Source organism: Streptomyces sp. NBC_00669 (assembly GCF_036226785.1).
GTDB lineage: Bacteria > Actinomycetota > Actinomycetes > Streptomycetales > Streptomycetaceae > Actinacidiphila.
The window spans coordinates 431,028-449,046 of sequence record NZ_CP109018.1; the positions used below are offsets into that span (position 1 = coordinate 431,028).

Annotated in this window: 18 protein-coding genes and 2 pseudogenes; 12 read left to right on the forward strand and 8 right to left on the reverse strand. The window is 70.2% G+C overall.

Annotation, left to right across the window (positions count from 1 at the left end; genetic code table 11):
* Window positions 1-53 precede the first annotated feature (53 nt).
* Window positions 54-302, reverse strand: coding sequence for a hypothetical protein (locus OG896_RS01835; protein ID WP_329361716.1), 249 nt, complete (start codon window positions 300-302; stop codon window positions 54-56).
* A gap of 216 nt (window positions 303-518) precedes the next feature.
* On the opposite strand from OG896_RS01835, the gene adh reads away from it, so the two are divergent.
* Window positions 519-2,036: an aldehyde dehydrogenase gene (adh, locus tag OG896_RS01840; protein ID WP_329361718.1), complete on the forward strand. Its 1,518-nt coding sequence runs from the start codon at window positions 519-521 to the stop codon at window positions 2,034-2,036.
* 60 nt (window positions 2,037-2,096) lie between these two features.
* Here adh and OG896_RS01845 read toward each other — a convergent pair whose 3' ends face one another.
* The gene (locus tag OG896_RS01845; protein ID WP_329361720.1) at window positions 2,097-2,531 is read right to left on the reverse strand and encodes a hypothetical protein; all 435 of its coding nucleotides are present in this window, start codon (window positions 2,529-2,531) and stop codon (window positions 2,097-2,099) included.
* A 342-nt stretch (window positions 2,532-2,873) separates the two neighbouring features.
* Between OG896_RS01845 and OG896_RS01850 the strand changes: the two genes are divergently transcribed.
* Window positions 2,874-3,587, forward strand: a complete 714-nt coding sequence (locus OG896_RS01850; RefSeq protein ID WP_329361722.1) for a hypothetical protein — start codon at window positions 2,874-2,876, stop codon at window positions 3,585-3,587.
* Window positions 3,588-4,234: 647 nt separating this feature from the next.
* On the opposite strand, the gene OG896_RS01860 is transcribed toward OG896_RS01850, so the two are convergent.
* Window positions 4,235-4,558 carry a hypothetical protein gene (locus OG896_RS01860; RefSeq protein ID WP_329361725.1) on the reverse strand — a complete coding sequence of 108 codons (324 nt, stop codon included), beginning with the start codon at window positions 4,556-4,558 and terminating at the stop codon, window positions 4,235-4,237.
* Between the two features lie 193 nt (window positions 4,559-4,751).
* Here OG896_RS01860 and OG896_RS01865 point away from each other — a divergent pair, with 193 nt between their 5' ends.
* From OG896_RS01865 to OG896_RS01875, 3 genes and pseudogenes are all read left to right on the forward strand, one after another.
* Window positions 4,752-5,261 carry a SigE family RNA polymerase sigma factor gene (locus tag OG896_RS01865; protein WP_329361727.1) on the forward strand — a complete coding sequence of 170 codons (510 nt, stop codon included), beginning with the start codon at window positions 4,752-4,754 and terminating at the stop codon, window positions 5,259-5,261.
* Between the two features lie 8 nt (window positions 5,262-5,269).
* Complete coding sequence (locus OG896_RS01870; RefSeq protein ID WP_329361729.1) at window positions 5,270-5,659, forward strand: hypothetical protein; 390 nt, start codon at window positions 5,270-5,272, stop codon at window positions 5,657-5,659.
* A 37-nt stretch (window positions 5,660-5,696) separates the two neighbouring features.
* A pseudogene (locus tag OG896_RS01875) lies at window positions 5,697-6,726 on the forward strand (amidase).
* 139 nt (window positions 6,727-6,865) lie between these two features.
* On the opposite strand, the gene OG896_RS01880 reads toward OG896_RS01875, so the two are convergent.
* A complete protein-coding gene (locus OG896_RS01880; RefSeq protein ID WP_329361731.1) occupies window positions 6,866-7,498 on the reverse strand; it encodes a type III effector protein in 633 nt (210 codons plus the stop codon).
* A 123-nt stretch (window positions 7,499-7,621) separates the two neighbouring features.
* Between OG896_RS01880 and OG896_RS01885 the strand changes: the two genes are divergently transcribed.
* From OG896_RS01885 to OG896_RS01905, 5 genes and pseudogenes are all read left to right on the forward strand, one after another.
* On the forward strand, window positions 7,622-8,056 hold the full coding sequence (locus OG896_RS01885) for an Hsp20/alpha crystallin family protein (RefSeq protein ID WP_329361732.1): 435 nt from the start codon (window positions 7,622-7,624) through the stop codon (window positions 8,054-8,056).
* A 97-nt stretch (window positions 8,057-8,153) separates the two neighbouring features.
* Window positions 8,154-8,549 (forward strand): DUF2267 domain-containing protein, encoded by a 396-nt coding sequence (locus tag OG896_RS01890; RefSeq protein WP_329361735.1) that lies wholly within the window; start codon window positions 8,154-8,156, stop codon window positions 8,547-8,549.
* Window positions 8,550-8,602: 53 nt separating this feature from the next.
* Complete coding sequence (locus OG896_RS01895; protein ID WP_329361737.1) at window positions 8,603-9,046, forward strand: DUF2267 domain-containing protein; 444 nt, start codon at window positions 8,603-8,605, stop codon at window positions 9,044-9,046.
* Window positions 9,047-9,068: 22 nt separating this feature from the next.
* Window positions 9,069-9,233, forward strand: a pseudogene (locus tag OG896_RS01900) (VOC family protein); the annotation flags it as partial.
* A gap of 648 nt (window positions 9,234-9,881) precedes the next feature.
* Window positions 9,882-10,643: a class I SAM-dependent methyltransferase gene (locus OG896_RS01905; RefSeq protein ID WP_329361739.1), complete on the forward strand. Its 762-nt coding sequence runs from the start codon at window positions 9,882-9,884 to the stop codon at window positions 10,641-10,643.
* A 264-nt stretch (window positions 10,644-10,907) separates the two neighbouring features.
* Here OG896_RS01905 and OG896_RS01910 read toward each other — a convergent pair whose 3' ends face one another.
* Window positions 10,908-12,329 carry a hypothetical protein gene (locus OG896_RS01910; protein WP_329361741.1) on the reverse strand — a complete coding sequence of 474 codons (1,422 nt, stop codon included), beginning with the start codon at window positions 12,327-12,329 and terminating at the stop codon, window positions 10,908-10,910.
* A 466-nt stretch (window positions 12,330-12,795) separates the two neighbouring features.
* Between OG896_RS01910 and OG896_RS01915 the strand changes: the two genes are divergently transcribed.
* Entirely contained in the window at window positions 12,796-14,487 is a 1,692-nt protein-coding gene (locus tag OG896_RS01915; RefSeq protein WP_329373620.1) for a chloride channel protein, read from the forward strand.
* 81 nt (window positions 14,488-14,568) lie between these two features.
* On the forward strand, window positions 14,569-15,054 hold the full coding sequence (locus OG896_RS01920; RefSeq protein ID WP_329361743.1) for a MarR family winged helix-turn-helix transcriptional regulator: 486 nt from the start codon (window positions 14,569-14,571) through the stop codon (window positions 15,052-15,054).
* A 341-nt stretch (window positions 15,055-15,395) separates the two neighbouring features.
* Here OG896_RS01920 and OG896_RS01925 read toward each other — a convergent pair whose 3' ends face one another.
* The 3 genes from OG896_RS01925 to OG896_RS01935 all read right to left on the reverse strand — a co-directional run bounded on the left by OG896_RS01925 (window position 15,396) and on the right by OG896_RS01935 (window position 17,719).
* On the reverse strand, window positions 15,396-15,947 hold the full coding sequence (locus OG896_RS01925; RefSeq protein WP_329361745.1) for a SpoIIE family protein phosphatase: 552 nt from the start codon (window positions 15,945-15,947) through the stop codon (window positions 15,396-15,398).
* On the reverse strand, window positions 15,944-17,335 hold the full coding sequence (locus OG896_RS01930) for an amino acid permease (RefSeq protein ID WP_329361747.1): 1,392 nt from the start codon (window positions 17,333-17,335) through the stop codon (window positions 15,944-15,946). The genes OG896_RS01925 and OG896_RS01930 overlap by 4 nt, the downstream gene beginning before the upstream one ends.
* 75 nt (window positions 17,336-17,410) lie before the next feature.
* Entirely contained in the window at window positions 17,411-17,719 is a 309-nt protein-coding gene (locus OG896_RS01935) for a hypothetical protein (protein ID WP_329361749.1), read from the reverse strand.
* Window positions 17,720-18,019 lie beyond the last annotated feature (300 nt).

Consider the following 18,019-nt stretch of genomic DNA (forward strand, 5'->3'; position numbering starts at 1 on the left):
TCCGCCGCCACGACGACCACCCGCCGCCAGGAGGGCGCCGCGAACGGTGCCTCCTACCTGAGCCGGGCCCGCTCGTCCCGCTCCCGGCGCAGCCGCCGGACCCGCTCCTCGCGCCGCGGGTCGCCGTACCACCACCACGTGTACGCGGTGGTGGCGGCGGTGAAGACCAGCAGGACCACATCCAAGCGGGTGGTCGAGGCCCACGAGTCGTGCATACCCCAGCGCCAGTACGCCACGAGGAACACGTCGATCGCGAGCGAACACCCGGCTATGGAAAGCGACTTGCGCCATCTCAAGGACACGCCGCACACACTATCCCTTCACGGTGCCTTCGCTTCGCCCTTGCGCCGAACGCGGCGGCGAAGACGGCGGCGGCGGCACGGTGCGGACGGGTGCGGCCGGGCGTCCGCGTGCTCGGAGCACCGATGCCGTACCCCGGCCGCCGTGCCAACCTTTCGCCAACCTCGGGCGGCCACAGTGGTCACGTCGTACCTCTGCGTACTCTCAGGAGCCCCGCCATGGTCTACGCGCAACCCGGCACCGAAGGCAGCATCGTCAACTACGCCGCACGTTATGACAACTTCATCGGGGGCGACTGGGTCGCGCCCGCCGAGGGCCAGTACTTCGACAACCCGTCGCCGGTGACGGGTGAGACCTTCTGCCAGGTCGCCCGCTCCACCGCGCCGGACATCGAGGCCGCGCTGGACGCGGCGCACGCGGCGGCCGGCCCGTGGGGCCGTACGTCCACGACCGAGCGCGCGGTGATCCTCAACAAGATCGCCGACCGTATCGAGGAGAACCTGGAGAAGCTGGCGGTCGCCGAGACCTGGGAGAACGGCAAGCCGGTCCGGGAGACCCTCGCCGCGGACCTGCCGCTGGCGGTGGACCACTTCCGCTACTTCGCCGGCGCCATCCGGGCCCAGGAGGGCTCGATCGGCGAGATCGACGCGGACACGGTGGCGTACCACTACCACGAGCCGCTGGGCGTGGTCGGGCAGATCATCCCGTGGAACTTCCCCATCCTGATGGCGACCTGGAAGCTGGCACCGGCGCTGGCCGCGGGCAACTGCGTGGTGATCAAGCCGGCCGAGCAGACCCCGGCGAGCCTGCTGCTGGTGATGGAGCTGATCGCGGACCTGCTCCCGCCGGGCGTGATCAACGTCGTCAACGGCTTCGGCGTGGAGGCCGGCAAGCCGCTGGCGTCCAGCCCGCGGGTGGCGAAGGTGGCGTTCACCGGCGAGACCACCACCGGGCGGCTGATCATGCAGTACGCCAGCGAGAACATCATCCCGGTGACCCTGGAACTGGGCGGCAAGAGCCCCAACATCTTCCTGCCGGACGTGATGGCCGCCGACGACGACTACCTGGACAAGGCGGTCGAGGGCTTCGTGATGTTCGCGCTGAACCAGGGCGAGGTGTGCACCTGCCCGTCGCGCGCGCTGATCCACGCCGGGATCTACGACGAGTTCATGGCCCGCTGCCTGGAGCGCACCCGGGCGATCAAGGGCGGCGACCCGCTCGACCCGGCCACCATGCTCGGCGCGCAGGCCAGCAACGACCAGTACGAGAAGATCCTCTCCTACATCGACATCGGCCGGCAGGAAGGCGCGGAGGTGCTGACCGGCGGCACCAAGCGCACCGTCGAGGGGCTGGAGGGCGGCTACTACATCGAGCCGACGATCTTCCGCGGCACCAACGACATGCGGATCTTCCAGGAGGAGATCTTCGGCCCGGTGGTGTCCGTGACCACCTTCGACTCCGTCGACGAGGCGCTGAAGCTCGCGAACGACACGCTCTACGGCCTCGGCGCCGGGGTGTGGACCCGCGACGGCAACACCGCCTACCGGATGGGCCGGGAGATCAAGGCCGGCCGGGTGTGGACCAACTGCTACCACGCGTATCCCGCGCACGCGGCGTTCGGCGGCTACAAGAACTCCGGGATCGGCCGGGAGAACCACAAGATGATGCTGGAGCACTACCAGCAGACGAAGAACCTCCTCGTCTCCTACTCCCCGAAGAAACTCGGCTTCTTCTAGAGGCCAGCGAGGATGCGTCTGACCTGGCCTGATGCCCGGTCGGGCGCATCTTCGCGGCCGTCAGCGACGCGGCGGCCTCGCGCTCCGAATCCTCCCGATATCTCCCACCGGCATCCCACCCCTGACCAGTTGTTCCGGACCACTCCCGGGGCCTTGCCCCCTGACCCGCGGCAACTGGCCCGCTCGCTCCAGGTCCTTCTCGGTACGCAGCCGGACCTCCAGGTCCCCGGTTCCGTGATGACCCAGGCCCCGGTACTGCTTGCGCTCGATCCGCCGCACGTCCTCGCCCAAGGACACCAGCACCTCGTCCAGGGCGTCCCGCAACTCGCAGATCCCGCCCTCGGCCAACTGCGCCTTCGGCACTCGCCCGTCGCGACGCGAGCCCGCTCCCGGGCCGCGGTCGCGGGCTGCGGTGACGACCGGCTCAAGGCCGAGCAGGTCGGCGCCGAAGAAGCGGTAGCGGACCAGGTCGATGCAGCGGCGGATCTCAAACACCGCGTGCCGGTCGTAGCGGACTGGGGAAGTGACGGTACTCGGACCGTGCACTATGCGATGGCTCCGGCCGCTTCGTTCCCAGTTGGCTATGACGGCATTGTCGGCCCAAGCCGATGACGGCTTCGCGTGGCCACATCGCCGGGCGCGGGCAGACAGGTCGCTCGGCCCCAGCTCGAGCCGGGCGCGGAAGATGCTCGCCAAGTGTCGACTCTTTCGGCCGTACGGCTGACGGGCGCGCCGCCTTTGATCGCGCCCTGCGGGTCGCACCGCAGCGATCTCGGCGAAATCGCAGAATTCTGGACTGGAGTGGCATACGTAGCGACCAGGCGAGCGAGGGCGACCATGGGCACTGCGAGCGAAGCCCCTCAACAGCCCGTCCACGGCGGCATGGTCGCGGGCTGGCTGTCGAAGGTGTTCGAGCTCAACCCCGCCGGGATCAACTGGCCGCGAGCGGTGATGTTCCTGGACGTCGCGCTGGTGCCGCTGGTCGTCTTCTGGACGATCGGGCACGAGCAGTACCTTCTCGGCTCATTGTTCGGCCTGCTGTTGGCGATGCTGGACGACCCGGGAGGCGGCTTCGGGCACCGAGTCTCGCGCATCGCCGTCTTCGCGCTGATCGGTGCGGGGGTGACCGCGCTGGGGTTCGGCATCGGCGCGGACGCCTGGGGTTGGCTGGTGCTTGCGGCTTTCGCAGTCACCCTGGTGTCCGGCCTGGCGGTCGCGTTCGGGGTGCGCAGGTTCGTCACCGCCCTGCTGCTCGTACCCGCCGGCGAACACGGACTCAGGCTCTTCGCGGTCACGCGCGGACTCGAAGTGGTCGCACTCGTCCTGCTGATGCACGGCGCGGCGATCCGCTTCTGGAACTACGCGCTCTACTGCGCGGCCATCGCTGCCGGAGTGCTCATCCTGGTAGACCTTCCGCAGCCGTCCGACTATGCCGCCGAGGGCTACCGGATGCTGTGGACGCTGTGCGGCGTGGGGATCGGCCTGCTCGTCATGCTGCTGGCCGGCCTGCTCGCCAAGCGCACCGCCAAAGCGCCGCCGCGACCAGCCTGACCGTCTCCCACTTCTGCTCAGCCGGCACCGGAAACCTTCCTCGGCAACGGCACCGGACTCTCTCCGCGCTGGTGAGACCCTGCCTCCGTTGTCGAGGTTTGCTGCCCGACACTGTGACACCCCTACAGGAGGGCCAGGATGGCGCCGACGCCGCTCCACGACTTGCCGGCCCCACCCAGACGACGCCTCGTGGTTGTGGCGACCCTGCGTACGACCGTCCGGATCGCGCTGGTTGTGGCCTTCTACTTCCTGATCCCGATGGACCCGACCAAGGTCTGTCAAACGAGCGGCTCTGTTCCGTAGTCGGTGGTGACGACAGGTCACGGGCGTCGTTGACGTTGTATGCGAGAGGTCAACTCCCTTGTGGCAATGGTGTTTTCGGGGCCCTCGGCGCTGATCATCGAGGATGCGGCGGATGACGGTGAGGCGATCCGGGTGATCGCGCGGACTCGGGATGTTCCGGTGCCCTGCCCGGTGTGCGGGGTGGAGACGGCGAAGGTCGCACGGGTATCACGTCCGGACGGTGGCGGATGTGCCGGTGGACGGTCGGCAGGTGCGTCCAGGCTTCGTTTACCGCTTCGTTCGCCACACACGCCGCCGGGGCCGGACAAAAGCCCGTGCCCCGGCGAAGTGTGGGTGCCCGGCGGTCAGCCCACCGCGCTCGCCCTCTGAGCCGGGGTCAGCTCCCAGGGCCGGACAGCACCCGCAGGGTCCCCCACGGAGGGGATGACCCTCTTGGCACCGGCGACGGGCGCGGCCTTCACCCCGGTGGTCGTGACCCTCTTGGCACCGGCGACGGATGCCGCCTTCACCCCGGTGGTCGTGACCCTCTTGGCACCGGAGACGGGCGCGGCGTGGTGGGCCGGGGCCGCGGAGGCGACACCGACCGTGGCCGCGGCGGCCAGGACGGTTCCGACGGCGATGGTGTACATCCTGCGGCGGTTCTGCGTGATCTTACGGTGACTCGACAACGGTCATCCTCTGTCTCGGTCCCGGGCTGCCACTCGTGGCGCGGAAGCCCTTGTGTGAGAGGAGTACGGCGGCGGTCCCGGGAGGGTTGCACGCAGCGGGGGAGAGAGTTTTTCCTGTCGCACCGTGCAACCCCGGAGGCCCGCTCCCCGTATGTACTACGGGCGGGGGTGTGCGAGTGGAGGGCCTGCAAGAGTGAGGGAAGCCGTCCGGGAGCGGGAGTTCCGGGAATTCGCCGAGACGCGGCAGGCACAGCTGAGACGCAGCGCCTACCTGCTGTGCGGTGACTGGCACCAGGCACAGGACCTGACTCAGACTGCTTTGATGAAGCTGTACGCGGCCTGGGGCCGGGTCACCCGGGACGGCAACGTGGACGGGTACGCCCGTACCATCCTGACCCGCACCTTCATCGACCAGCAGCGCAAGCAGGGTTGGCGCGAGGAGTCGGTGAGCGAGCCGCCCGATCTGGCCCCCACCGCCTCGGTCACCCCGGAGTTGCGCTTGATGATGCAAGAGGCCCTGATGGAGTTGCCACCCCGCTACCGAGCCGTGTTGGTCCTGCGGTTCTGGGAAGACTGGACCGTCGAGCAGACCGCACACGCACTACAGGTGAGCCCGGGGACGGTCAAAAGCCAAAGTGCCCGCGGGCTCACCCGGCTGAAGGGCATCATCGAGCGCCTGACCAGCGAACGGACCGGCGGGTGAGACCGGACATGGACGAGCACGACGACTCCCTGCACGCCGCCTTCGAGGCGATCCTCCGTTCGGAGCCTGAGCTGCCGCTGCCCAGTGTCACCGACGCCGCGGTCGCGGGCGGTCGCCGTATCCGGCGCCGCCGGGCCGCGCTCGCCGCGGTGAGCGCGCTGGCGGTCGCCTCCACGGTCGTTGTGGCCATCGGCCTGACCCGGACGGACGCCGAACGCACCACACCGCCTCTGGCCCCGGTCAGCCCAACCGGCCCCACGGCCTCTGCGACGCTTGACCCGACGGCGCCCGCACCGAAGAACTCCGAGCCAGCCTCCCCCTTCCGGCCGGGAGTACGAACCGCCCCGCACCAGAGCGCGAACAACCCGCTCGGAGCGATCCGGGTTTCGGGGGGGTGAGGACCCGCCGGCCCGGCGGCCGGACCCGCGATGACGGATGCGCATCGCGGCGCCCGCACAGGTGGGCGCGGCGGTCGCAAAAGCCGCCGACCGGGCTCTGGCGGAGGGCGTGCACAGCGGTCCACTGCACGGCGTCCCGTTCACGGTCAAGGACTCCTTCGACACCACCGGGGTGCTGACCCAACACGGCTCCCCGATCTTCAAGGGGCGCATCCCCGACACCGATGCCACCAGCGTCGCCCGTATCAAGGAGGCCGGCGGATTCCTGCTGGCAAAGACCAACCTGCCGGAGTTCTCCTACTCCACCGAGAGCGACACCTGCTCACCGGGCGGACGAACAATCCCTACCACTTCGATCGCACGGTCGGCGGCTCGAGCGGTGGCGAGTCGGCGGCCGTCGCCGCCGGACTGTCCCCTTTCGGGCTCGGCAGTGACCTGGCGATCTCGGTACGCAGCCCGGCCCCCACACCGGCATCGTCGCGCTGAGGGCCGCCTACGGCCGGGTCCCCATGACCGGCGTGTGGCCGCGCGTATCGCGGCGGGACTGGCATGTGAGCCCCATGGCCCGCATCGTCCGCGACATCGCCCTGACCTGCTCACTGATGTCCGGACCCGACGGCGCCGACGGCTTCACCACCATCCCCCGCTCTTACGACGCCGGTCTGGGCGCCGGCCCCGACCGCCCGGTGCGCGTGGGCTGGCTCGTCGACTCCGGGCTCGGCCCCATCGACCGCAGGTGGCTGCCACGGTGCAGGCCGCCGCCGAAGCCGTCAACAGCGCGGGCGTGCAGGTCGAGCAGGTGGACGCCCCGGCCCAGTTGTTCCGGGGCATTTCCGGGCCGGATTGCCGTTCCCCCACCGATTGCTGCGGCACGGCGGGTCCAGCGTGGCGCAGGTCTACGGACGCTTCGCCGGCAGGACGGCGTGCTCGTCGAGGGTGAGAGCCTTTTCTCGGGCACGCGCCCCAGGTCACGCCGTAGGCCACGGCGTCCACATAGCCGCCTGCCACTTCGTGGACGCTGCCGTCGTCGCTCCCTTCCCGTTCCGGGTTCACCACTCCCCCTTTGAGGTTGAGCAGGCCCCAGCCGGCGACCGGCAACCGGCACCGCGGACGCCGAAGGTTGATCGCTTCGTAGGTGCAGTTGGCAGGCAGGCCGCTGACGGTGGCGGACGTGACCGGGCTGCTGTCGCGGTGCGTGGGGTGGGTTCAGGGGGGTGTGAGGGTGTCGAGTCGGGCAGTGAGGTCGGGGTGGGCGGCGGCCAGGTACGGGCGGGTGGCGGCAAGGGGGGCGATGAGGTCGGCGGGGTCGTCGTGGGCGAGGGCGGCGTGAAGCGCGCCGAGCGGGCGGCGGGCGGCGGGCGGAAGGTCGGTGAGGGCGGTGATCTGGCCGGCGAGGCGGCGCAGGTCGGCCACGTTGTGGCGGGCCCAGGCGGCGACGGTGCGGTCGGCGGCGCGGCGTTCGCGGGTGGCCTGGACGCGTTGTTCGCCGGTGGTGCCGACGGGGCCGGGGCGGCCGCGCAGGTAGCGGCGTTCGGCGGCCTGGCGGCTGGCTACGCCCAGGGGTTGGGCGAGGTCGGCCCAGCTGGCGCCCGCGTCGCGGGCCGTTTCGATCAGCCCGGTCTCCCATCCGGCGAGCTGCTCGCGGACCTGCCGGAGCAGCATCAGGGAGGCCAGGGCCGCCTCCGGTCCGGGAACGGGAGAGCCGGTGGTGTCGGGAGCCTCGTCCCGGGCGGTGTGCAGGGCGTCTTCTATGGCTTTCAGGGCGGCCGCGGCGGCGAGGAATGTCGCCGGGCGGTGGGCGCCGGTGCTGGGCGTGGACGGCTGGTCGGCTGTGGTCACGACACCTCCTCCTTGTCATCCAATGGACGACTTCATGTTTGTCATCCATTGGATGACATGCTACAACAGTGTCAGTGCAGCGCATTGGCAGCAACTGCCCGAACCCGCTGGAGGTGTTTCACGATGTTGATGCGCACTGACCCCTTCCGTGAGATGGACCGGATCGCTCAGCAGCTGATGGGGCCGGGTACCTGGTCGAAGCCGTCGGCGATGCCGATGGACGCCTACCGCGAGGGCGACGAGTTCGTGGTGGCCTTCGACCTGCCCGGCGTGAGCGCGGACGCGATCGACATCGACGTCGAGCGGAACATGCTCACCGTCAAGGCCGAGCGCAGGCCGGTGGCGAAGGGCGACGACGTGCAGATGGAGCTGTCCGAGCGGCCGCTGGGCGTGTTCTCCCGCCAGATCGTGCTCGCCGACACCCTCGACACCGAGCACATCAAGGCCGACTACGACGCGGGCGTGCTGACCCTGCGCATCCCGATCGCGGAGCGCGCCAAGCCCCGCAAGATCTCCATCGGCGTCGGATCATCCGGCCACAAGGAAATCTCCGGCTGACACCGGACAGGTGCGCAGGACGGGCATCTGATCTTCCCCTCACCCGCCCTCCGCACCCCGTGCGCAGTCCGAAGGACAAGAAGGGGTGACGGCCGAGATGACTCGGCGACGCGAAGCATTCCTCGACGATGTGAAGGAACGCGGCGAGTACGGCACTGCGGAGGAAGCCGAGCGCGCGGCCCGTGTGGTGCTCGCCCTGCTCGGCGCGCATCTGGTCGGCGAGGTCCGCACCCAGCTCGCGGCACGTCTCCCGGAGGAATTCGCCCTGATCCTGCTCAACCCCCTGCAGAGCGCCGAACCGCTCCCCCCGGAGCGGTTCGTGCGGGCGACCGCGGCCTGGATCGAGGGCGCCACCGAGCAGACCGCGACCTGGGATGTCAGCGCCGTGCTGTCCACGGTCGCCGACACGACCGGCGAGGACCTGCTGGGGCAGATCCTGCTCCAGCTCCCCGCCGGCTACGACCTCCTCTTCGGCCGTCCCCAGCCCACCTGACCCCTACCTCGGTGCCCCACACCTGCACCGCTCCACGAAAGGCACACACCGCAGTGATCACCGACGTGCGCGTACCGGCTGAGCACCAGCAGCCGTACTCGACGGCGTATGAGCAGATGCTGGAGAAGGTCCGCTACGAAGGCGCCTACCCCACCCGCAAGCGAGCCGAGGAAGCCGTCCGCCTGGTTCTCGCCGGGCTGGGGCGCCAACTGACCGGCGACGAACGCGTCGACCTTGCCGCCTGCCTGCCCCTGGAAGCCGCACGTGTCCTGACCGCACAGGTCCCCGACACCCAGCCGCTGACCGGCTGGGCCTTCGTCAAGGATCTCGCCGCCCGCTCCAGCGCATCCCTGGCCGCCACCCGCTGGGACACCGGCTCCGTCTTCGCGGCCGTCACCGCCCACGCCGGCCCTGACCTCATCACCCGCATCCTCCACCAGCTCCCCACCGGCCACGCGCTGTTGTTCGGCCGCGCCGAACTCACCTCCGCCGCATAAACGGCACCGGCACCCCGGGGCCGCAACAGGTTTCGATGCGCCGGGAGAGCACGACCTGCTGATGGTCGGCTGGCCCGACGCCTCCTGGCACCTCGAACTCGTCCACGAGGCGGTTGGGCCCGTCGAGCCTCGGCCCACCACGGAGGACCTGCTCGTGATCTACCTCGACGAGCAGGTACCCGAGGAGCGTCGCTTGTAGTGATGCCGACGGGCGCGTGCCTGGTGGCGTCGCCGCCGGGTGGACCACTGAAGGTGGAAGGTCATGCGGGGGGTGGCGAGGGCAGTGGGCAGGCCCCGCAGCAGGTTGGTGAACAGCTGGGACAGGCGGTGGGCCTGGGTGACGGTCAGGCCGATCTGATCGTCGCTGGAGCGTCGGGCGACGTGCGTCTTGGTGCCGGAAGTCCGGTTCCCTCGCTGGTCGGTGCATTCGCGGGCAAAGGCGTACCACGTGGTCTGCTCCCTTGCAGCACGGATTCCCGATGCGGGCAGGCCCGTCCGCGTGTCGAAGGGTCCCCTACACGAGCTGCCGTCATCAGTTCAGCGCGTCTGCTCTCCGCGAGCCCTTTGGACCGTGTCCTGTGTGGCGAGGCGGATGAGTCGTTTGCAGCGGCAGAGGGATGCGGCGAGGCCGAGAAATGCCAGGCAGTGGCGAGGGCGGTGTTCATAGCGGTGGGAGCAGGAGCACCTGCGAGGAGAACCAACCGGCGTTATCCTCGCCCCAACGGGTTCGCCTCTCTTCGCTGATACCGAGGGGAGGCGACGTTCATGCCGAATCCGAGCACGGAGACCCACCTGAAGACCAGTGGACATGCCAGACTCGCCAAGGTAGGACAACATGCCCCTTCGCCCTGATCAACTGGCTGATCACTATGATCGGATCGCCGAGAAGTTCAACTCCAACTGGGCGTCCGACCCCGACCTCGTCTCATGGCTGAACCGGGAAATCAGCGCACGCCTGCTCCCTCTGCGAGCCGGCGACAGGGCCGCAGACATCGGGTGCGGGACCGGCCTGTACGCAGGGGCCTTGGCCTCGGACGGCCACACCGTCGTGTGCGTCGATCCGTCTGCGAAGATGTTGGCCCGCCTCCCCTCAAAGCCGGAATTCGTGCCTATCCGGGCATCGCTCGAAGAACTCGACGAAGGCTCCGTAAGCCTTCCGTTCGGCGGACGTTACGATGCGGTACTCGCGAAAGATGTCATCCATCACACGCAGGACTGGAAAGCATCCATCAGCACCCTGACAAATATCCTCTCGGCCAGGGGCAAGCTTCTGGTCGTGACTCCTCCCACAAGCCCGAAAATTCCACTGTTCGATACAGCGTTGCAACGCTATGAGGAGTTCCCTGATCCATCTGAGATGACCGCCTTTCTGGCCGGGATGGGGATGAACGTCCAGCTCACAGAGGAAGGCTTCAGGAGGAGGATTGCCAAGAAGAAATGGTTGACCATGGTCGCCGACCGTTACATTTCCGTCCTCTCGGAATTCGAAGACGAGGCGTTGAGCGACGGACTCGCCGAAATTGACGCACGCTACGCCGAGCCATTCTTGGAATTCGATCACCGGCTGTTCTTCGTTCTCGCTTCCTCCACCCGCTGAGGATGCGGCCCGCACTGCGGCCAAGCAAGCCCCAGGCGACGTAACACGTGCTGATCTCCGTTTCGCACTACGCGACTCACTTGCTGCATCATCTGCCTGAGACGCCTGGCGAACCCCTTTTCGAAACCTCGGTGATGGGCGGGGCGCTCTCGTACGAGGCGATGCGGGCGTCGACGAATCGGATGCGGCACCACCGGGACAGCTACAGGCCGAGCAGGCAACTCCGGATGCAACCCTGCCCGACCGCCGATGGACCCCTGTGGATCAGGCTCCGGAGGGTTCGCAGGTGAGTACCGGCAGGAGTTCGCCTCCTGCTGAGACGTTGATGACCGGGTCCGTCGAGATGCGGGACAGGAAGCCGGCGACGCGGTCTCCCAGCAGCATGGGGTCGGTGCCCATGATCCGGCGCCGGAATACCAAGCGGCCTTCGACGAGGTAGGGGATCGTCTCCTCCAGGGGCAGGACTCGCTCCTGCAGAACGTGCCGAGTGGTGAGCGCTTGCGCGAGAGCGGCGTCCCAGGAGTCGGGTGGGGTCTGCCAGCCGCACACCACCCCGTGCCCGGCGTACTCGTTGTCGGGTTTGAGGACCAGTCGCTCCCGTTGGAGGCGGGCGAAGTGCAGGAGGTCGACCTCCTCGTCCTGGTAGGTCGTGCACCCCGAGCGCAGCGGGCGGGTCCATGGCACGTGGCGGCGTGCGGCCTCGGCTTCGTCCGGGTGGAGCCAGCCAAGGACGCGTTCGTCGCTCATCAGTCCGAAGAGGGACTTGCGCTGGGCGAGCTCGGCGGCCGGTGGGTTGACCACCGCGCAGGCTCCCGTGGCCGCCGCCCGGATCAGGGGGTGCTGCAGCAGCTCCGGTCCCAGCCTGCGGTGCAGGTCGGTGACGAGGACACGCCGGTAGGCCAGGGTGACGGGGCGCAGTTCTCCCTGGGCGGTGCGGCCGGAGAGCCGCCCGTTGGTGAGGGACAGCGCTTCGGGCGTGCAGACGAACGCGGGGACACCCCGTGCCTCGAGAGCCGCGCACAGCAGGTCGAATTCGCCGAGCCAGGCGCCTTCCGGCCAGTCGACCACGGCCACACTCACCGAATCGCCGGGCTGGCCGGCGGCGTGCCAGGCATCCAGCAGGAGTGTCACGACGGCATCCAGCGTGGGAGCGGGCCGCAGTTCCATGTACTTGGCCAGCCCCCTCATCGCGGCAGTGGCGGAGTAGACGGCCGCGAGCTGCTCCTGGGTCATCATGCAGGCGGCGCTGTCGGCGTTGTACTCCACGAACCTCAGCCCCCGTCCGGCCCCGAACCCGTCCAGCCGTCCGAGCAGGCTTGCTTCCCCGCCTGGGAAAGGCAGCCGGGCCAGGGCCCGCTCCGTAGGGCCGAGCACGATGCTGTCGCTGACGGCCGCGGGCAGCCCGCTGTCGGGGTTCAGCAGCTGTGCGGCCAGCCGGCGTGCGGCCCGTGCGACAAGAGTGGCCGCCTCGGCCACATAGGCGTGCTCGGTCTCGGTGACCAGCCGCGGGCGCAGCGCACCCGCCAGCGGACGGTCCCCGTACGTGAGCCCCGACTCCCGCTGCCGTGTGACCAGTTCGTCATGGGTTGCCGCCGCGACACCCGGCTCCGCGAGGAGCTCATGGCACCGGGCCACCGGGCTTTCGGGCAGATGGGACTCGTCCAGCACATTCCATGTCAGCGTCATGGCGCTCCTAGGCTCGGATACCCCACAAGCCCTTCCCGCCGCGCCACCTCGACACGCTGCTCGCCGAGCGTTCGGGGCTCGTCCCCTCCCCCTTGCGGGCTCCTCCTCGTGCAGGCCCCGCGGCCGGCGCGCCTTCCCCGGCTCGGGCCACTTCGCGTCCGGCTGCTCCAGAAGGGTGGCCGCGACGTCCTACGGCCGGAAGAGACCCGGCGGCACCTCGGAGACGTAGACCCGGCGGAGGCGCGGACGAGGCGTCCGCATCAGCCCCGTCCGACCTCTTGCCCAATGACACTATTGCACAGAGCAAGGGTTTGTATTGCATAATGCAATCATGCTGACGCCTGCCGACCTTCCGCCCAAGGACCCCGACTCCCCCACGGCCTCCCTTCGCGCCACATCGGCACCCCGCGTGCGCCGCGGACCGGCTGCCCTGCTCCCGCTGCTGCGTGAGGCGAAGAGCGGGCTGCTGGTGCTGGCCCTGGTCGTCGGCTGCGGGGCGGGGGTGGGCGCGATCGCGTTCCGCTGGCTGATCAAGACCTTCACCCGCGCGCTGTCCGGGCACGCGGACTACTCCGCCGCCGGCCATGTCGCCAACCCGCATGTGCCGTGGCTCGGGCACTGGTTCGTGCTGCTCGCCCCGGTCCTGGCCGGACTGGTCTACGGCCCGCTGGTGCAGCGTTACGCGAAGGAGGCCCGCGGCCACGGCGTTCCCGAGGTGATGTACGCCGTCGCGCGGCGCGGCGGGCGGATCGCCCCGCAGGTCGCGGTGGTGAAGTCGCTGGCCTCAGCGCTGTGCATCGGGGGCGGCGGCTCGGTCGGCCGGGAGGGCCCGATCGTGCAGATCGGCTCGGCGCTGGGCTCCACGCTCGGCCGCACCGTACGGGTCGCGGAGGACCGGATGCGGGTGCTGGTGGCGTGCGGCGCGGCCGGCGGCATCGCGGCGACCTTCAACGCCCCGCTGGCAGGGGTGTTCTTCGCGATGGAGCTGATCCTGCGGGACTTCACCGCCGAGTCGTTCGGCATGGTCGTGCTCGCCTCGGTCACCGCCAGCGTCATCGGCCGGGCCGCGTTCGGCGACCACCCCTTCCTGCACCTGCCCGCGTTCACCGTCACCCACCTGTCCCAGTACCTGCTGTTCGCCGCACTCGGCGTGCTGGCCGGCGCCGTCGGCGTCGGGTTCACCCGGGTCCTGTACCGGGTGGAGGACGCCTGCGACTGGGCCTGGCGCGGCCCGGAGTGGGCCCGCCCCGCACTCGGCGGGCTGCTGCTCGGCGGCCTGCTGCTGGTCCTGCCCGAGATGTACGGCGTCGGCTACCCCGTACTGGAGAACGCCGTCGGCGGGAAGTACGCGATCGGGTTCCTCGTGGTCCTGCTCCTCGGCAAGATGCTCGCCACCAGCCTGACGATCGGCATCGGCGGCAGCGGCGGGGTCTTCGCGCCCTCCCTTTTCATGGGCGCCACCCTCGGCGCCGCCTACGGTGCCGCCGCCCACCACCTGCTGCCCTCGGTCGCCGGACCGGTCGGGGCCTACGGACTGATCGGGATGGGCGCCGCCTTCGCGGGAGCGGCCCGCGCCCCGATCACCGCCGTGGTCATCATGTTCGAACTCACCGGCGAATACACCATCATCCTGCCGCTCATGACCGCCATCGTGCTGGCCACCCTCACCAGCCGCGCGATGTCCGCCGACACGATCTACACCCTCAAACTGCGCCGCCGCGGCGTCGACCTCGACCACACCCCCGGCGATGCCGTCCTCGCCGGCATCGCCGTCTCCGCCGTCATGGAACCCGTCCCCGACCCGCTGGACGGCGCCACCCCCCTCGCCGAGGCGGCCGAAGCACTGGCCCGCTCCCCGCACGGCGTCCTGCCGATCACCACGGACGGCACCTACCTCGGCACCGCGACCGCCCGCACCGCCGCCGAGACCCTCGCCGACGGAGCACACGCCACCGCCACCGTCGACACCATCGCCCATCTGCCCGCCCCCGTCACCGCCACCACCGACCTGTCCACCGCGCTCGACGCCCTCGTCACCGCCGAAGGCGCCGGCCTACCCGTCCTCGACGACGCCCGCGAACACCTCACCGGCTGGATCACCCACCAGAACATCCTCCGCGCCCTGCGACACGCGTCCAGGACCGCCGCGTCCCCGTGACCCCTCCCCCGGCGGTCGGCCGCCGCCGAATGTCGTGCCCGTGGCGGCGGGAAGCGACCCTGGGCCTGTAGAAAGGTGTCCATGGTCGCTTCCCAGTCCGATCCGGACAACGACGCCGAGGCCATGGTCAGTGCGCTACTGACCGCCTCACGGCTCCTGGTCGCCGTCTCCGCCCGCTCTCTCGCGGCGGTGGAGGAGTCACTGACCCTCCCGCAGTTCCGGATGCTCGTGGCGCTGCACACCCGCGGCCCCCTCAGCCTGTCCGCGCTGGCCGCCGAACTGGACGTCCAGCCGTCCACCGCGATGCGCATGATCGACCGGCTCGTGGCGGTGTCGATGGTCGAGCGCGGCACCGTACCGCACGACCGCCGCACCACGCTGATCTCGCTGACCGCCGCCGGGCGCCGCACCGTCACGGAGGCGACCGAGCGCCGCCGCAAGGAGATCGCCCGCATCGTCGAGGCCATGCCCGCCGTACGCCGCCGCGAACTCCTCAAGGCGCTGCACGCGTTCACCGAGGCCGGCTCGGAACCCTCCGTCAGCGCGGCGGCCGTTCCCGCCTGGTGACGGGCTGCGCTTCGCGGTCGGGCGACAGGGATCAGAGGCGTAACGCGGCGAGCACGGATTCCACCAGCCCGCCTCCCGCGAGGGCGGCCGCCAGGGCTTGGCGCCGGATCTCAGACCGTGCCGCTCGGACCACCCAGTGCCGTCAACGGGACGGTCGAGCTTCGTGCGGCCGGGTGGCCGGGAAGGGCGTTGCCTGACTGTGGCGATGTCCGCTCCGGCATCCCCTCCGCCCTCCTCCGGCGACCCGACCTGAGACGAGGGCGCCAGTCCCCACTGGGACGCCTCCCGCCGTCCTCAGTCTATGCAACTTTTGCACTGTCATAGCAAATCGCCTCACCGCGTCACCGGATCGCAGCATCACCGACGGGGCCCTCGCCGTCCGCCGCGCGACGGCCGGGCTTCGCGGCAAACGGAACCGCGCCACCGGAGTCCAGGGGCAGGGATGCGCGGAAGCGGAACAGCAGCATGGCCGCGTCGTCGAGCGGAGGCCCCGCGGTAAGGGCGGCGACATCGGCCCGCGCAGCGTCGAGCGCCGCGTCCGGGTCACCGGGGCCGAGGAGATGAACGCGCTCGCAAAGCGGGTAGAACGAGCCGGCCGTGTCGTGAGCCTCCGTCACGCCATCGGTGTACAGGAGCATCTGGTCACCCGCGCCCAGGGGCACCGAACCGGGCACCGGGTGGTGATCCCCGGCTGCGCTGCGCAGACCGAGCGGCACGCGTACTCGGCCGGCGCCGCAAAGAAGGCTTTGCCGCCCGCCCGGATCACCAGCGGCGCCGGATGTCCGTGGTTGAGCAACCGCCTCGCGGCGCTGGCCGTCTTCACCGGCGCCTGCGCCCGCTACCTCTGGCCGCGGTACTTCGCGCTGCCCCAGCCCGATGCCGCGCCGGCTCACTCCTCCGCCTCCGCTTCGATGTCCTCGATGCCGCTCGGCCGTCCCACCCGCGCCCAGCGGACGTACAGGGCCGCGGCGATCAGCAACGTGGCCGCCATGGACAGGATCGGCCAGCCGCGCAGCAGGTTCACCACGAGGGTGAAGGCCACCGCTGCCGCGGCCAGGGCGTTGAACGAAGCGAGCGCGGGCTTGCGCTCGGTCCGGGCGAAGCGGGTCATCGCGAGCAGGCCGACGAGGAAGCTGACGAAGACCGCGACCGCGTAGAACAGCACCAGCCGCTGCTCCTTCGCGGTCGCCCCGACGATGACCAGTGCGGAGGCCGTCAGGTACACGAGCACCGACCAGTACGGCGTGTGGTGTTTGTTGACCCGGCCCAGCACCGGCGGCAGCACCCCGGGACGCGTCGTCGTGCCGGCCAGTGCCTTCAGCAGACCGGGGCCCGCCTGGAAGGAGGAGCTCGCCGCTGCCAGCAGCAGCAACGCGCTGGTCAGCTGGAAGGCCCCGTACAGCCACCCCGGGCCGGCCGCCGCGTGTGCGATGTCGGCGATCTGGGTGGAGTCCCCGCCCGGCAGGCCGATGTGCAGCCGGACCGACAGCGCGGTGAGCGCCAAGGTGAGGCCGCCCACGATCACCACCAGCAGCGCCAGGGTTCCGCGGCCGAAGCGCCGACGGTCGGCGTCGCCGAGCTGACCGAGCTGCGCGATCGCCGTGGACGGCGCCTCGATACCCGTCGCCAGTGCCATCGCCACCGGGAACGCGAGCACGACCGCGACCACGGCGGAGCGGCCGGGGTCGGTCGAGGACGGCGCGTGCCCCAGGGCGTGCGGCGCGGTGAAGCCCAGCACCAGCACCGCACCCGACACGACGACGAACAGCGCGGTCATGACGGCGAACAGCAACCGACCGCCGTGCCCGAACCACGTCAGGCCCGCCACGACGACCAGCAGGACCAGCGCCAGCGGAATCCGCGCCGGCGCCAGCCCCGACGCCAGGGCGATCACGGCGCTGGTGGCAGCGGAGATGGAGATGCCGATGGTCAGGACGAAGTCCACCACCAGCGCCCCGATCGGCAGGAACGTCCACCGCGCCCCGAACGCCCGCCCCGCCGCGGCCGCGGCACCACCGCCCTTGGGGAAGCGCCGCACCAGCTGCCAGTAGTTGGCGGTCACCACCACGACCAGCCCCACCACCAGCGACATCGTCGGCAGCAGCAGCGCCAGGTCACCGTGCAGGGCGCGCAGTGCGGCCTCGATCGCGTAGGCGACGGAAGAGACCGGATCGGCGATCACCGCGAAGGCGAACGCGAAGAAGAGCACCGAACGGCGCGGACCAGCCCGCAAGGGCGACGGAACGGATCTGGTGGCTCGGCCGGGACTGGGCGAAGTCATCGAGAACCTTTCACGGCGGACGTCCAAGGACACGTCGCCGACCGGCTTCCCCGACTCACCGGCAGTGATCATAGGTCAGGACAGTGCGGGCCACGTCGAAGCCACGACCGCCGACAGGCGTGCCGGCCGCGCCACCCCGAACCGGAGGAACAACGGCAGCGTGTGGGCGGCAGTCACGCCATAGACGTGGACCAGGCTGATCGTCGGACCCTTCGTGCCTCTCCCGCCGAAAGTGACGGTGCTCCCGGCCGGCAACAGGATGCCGGCGTCGGTGAGCGCCCTGTCCTCGCCCTTCACCGCCCGCGTCAACGAGCCGCGCCCCGCGTCCGGAGCAGCCACCATGTCCAAGTGCTCCGGCACGCCAATGCCGTTGTGCACGGCCATGGTCAACGTCCCGTTCCCGACGGCGTCCAGGTGCGCCACCGCCCGCCGTACCGTCAGATCAACCCCGAACCACGTACGCCCTCCAAGCCCCGTGGACACTGCTCGACGTGGCCGAAGGTGAAGCGGCAGCGGAAGGCCGGGCCGCGTGCGAACAGCCCGGCCGCCCCTGACCGGCCCGCCGCATCAACGCGTGGCCGACCGGAATCGAACCACGGTGCCGGCTCGGGTTCGGCGTGGACGGTCGGGGGCGTTCGATCCGGCCGTATGCCGGCCGCCGAGCAGTGACCTTCCGGGCGTCGG

Excerpts from the sequence above, each read along its gene's own strand:
- adh (WP_329361718.1), top strand. The coding sequence starts at position 519 with ATGGTCTACGCGCAACCCGGCACCGAAGGCAGCATCGTCAACTACGCC.
- OG896_RS01850 (WP_329361722.1), top strand. The coding sequence starts at position 2,874 with ATGGGCACTGCGAGCGAAGCCCCTCAACAGCCCGTCCACGGCGGCATG.
- OG896_RS01870 (WP_329361729.1), top strand. The coding sequence starts at position 5,270 with ATGGACGAGCACGACGACTCCCTGCACGCCGCCTTCGAGGCGATCCTC.
- OG896_RS01885 (WP_329361732.1), top strand. The coding sequence starts at position 7,622 with ATGTTGATGCGCACTGACCCCTTCCGTGAGATGGACCGGATCGCTCAG.
- OG896_RS01890 (WP_329361735.1), top strand. The coding sequence starts at position 8,154 with ATGACTCGGCGACGCGAAGCATTCCTCGACGATGTGAAGGAACGCGGC.
- OG896_RS01905 (WP_329361739.1), top strand. The coding sequence starts at position 9,882 with ATGCCCCTTCGCCCTGATCAACTGGCTGATCACTATGATCGGATCGCC.
- OG896_RS01910 (WP_329361741.1), bottom strand. The coding sequence starts at position 12,329 with ATGACGCTGACATGGAATGTGCTGGACGAGTCCCATCTGCCCGAAAGC.
- OG896_RS01920 (WP_329361743.1), top strand. The coding sequence starts at position 14,569 with ATGGTCGCTTCCCAGTCCGATCCGGACAACGACGCCGAGGCCATGGTC.
- OG896_RS01930 (WP_329361747.1), bottom strand. The coding sequence starts at position 17,335 with ATGACTTCGCCCAGTCCCGGCCGAGCCACCAGATCCGTTCCGTCGCCC.
- OG896_RS01935 (WP_329361749.1), bottom strand. The coding sequence starts at position 17,719 with ATGGCCGTGCACAACGGCATTGGCGTGCCGGAGCACTTGGACATGGTG.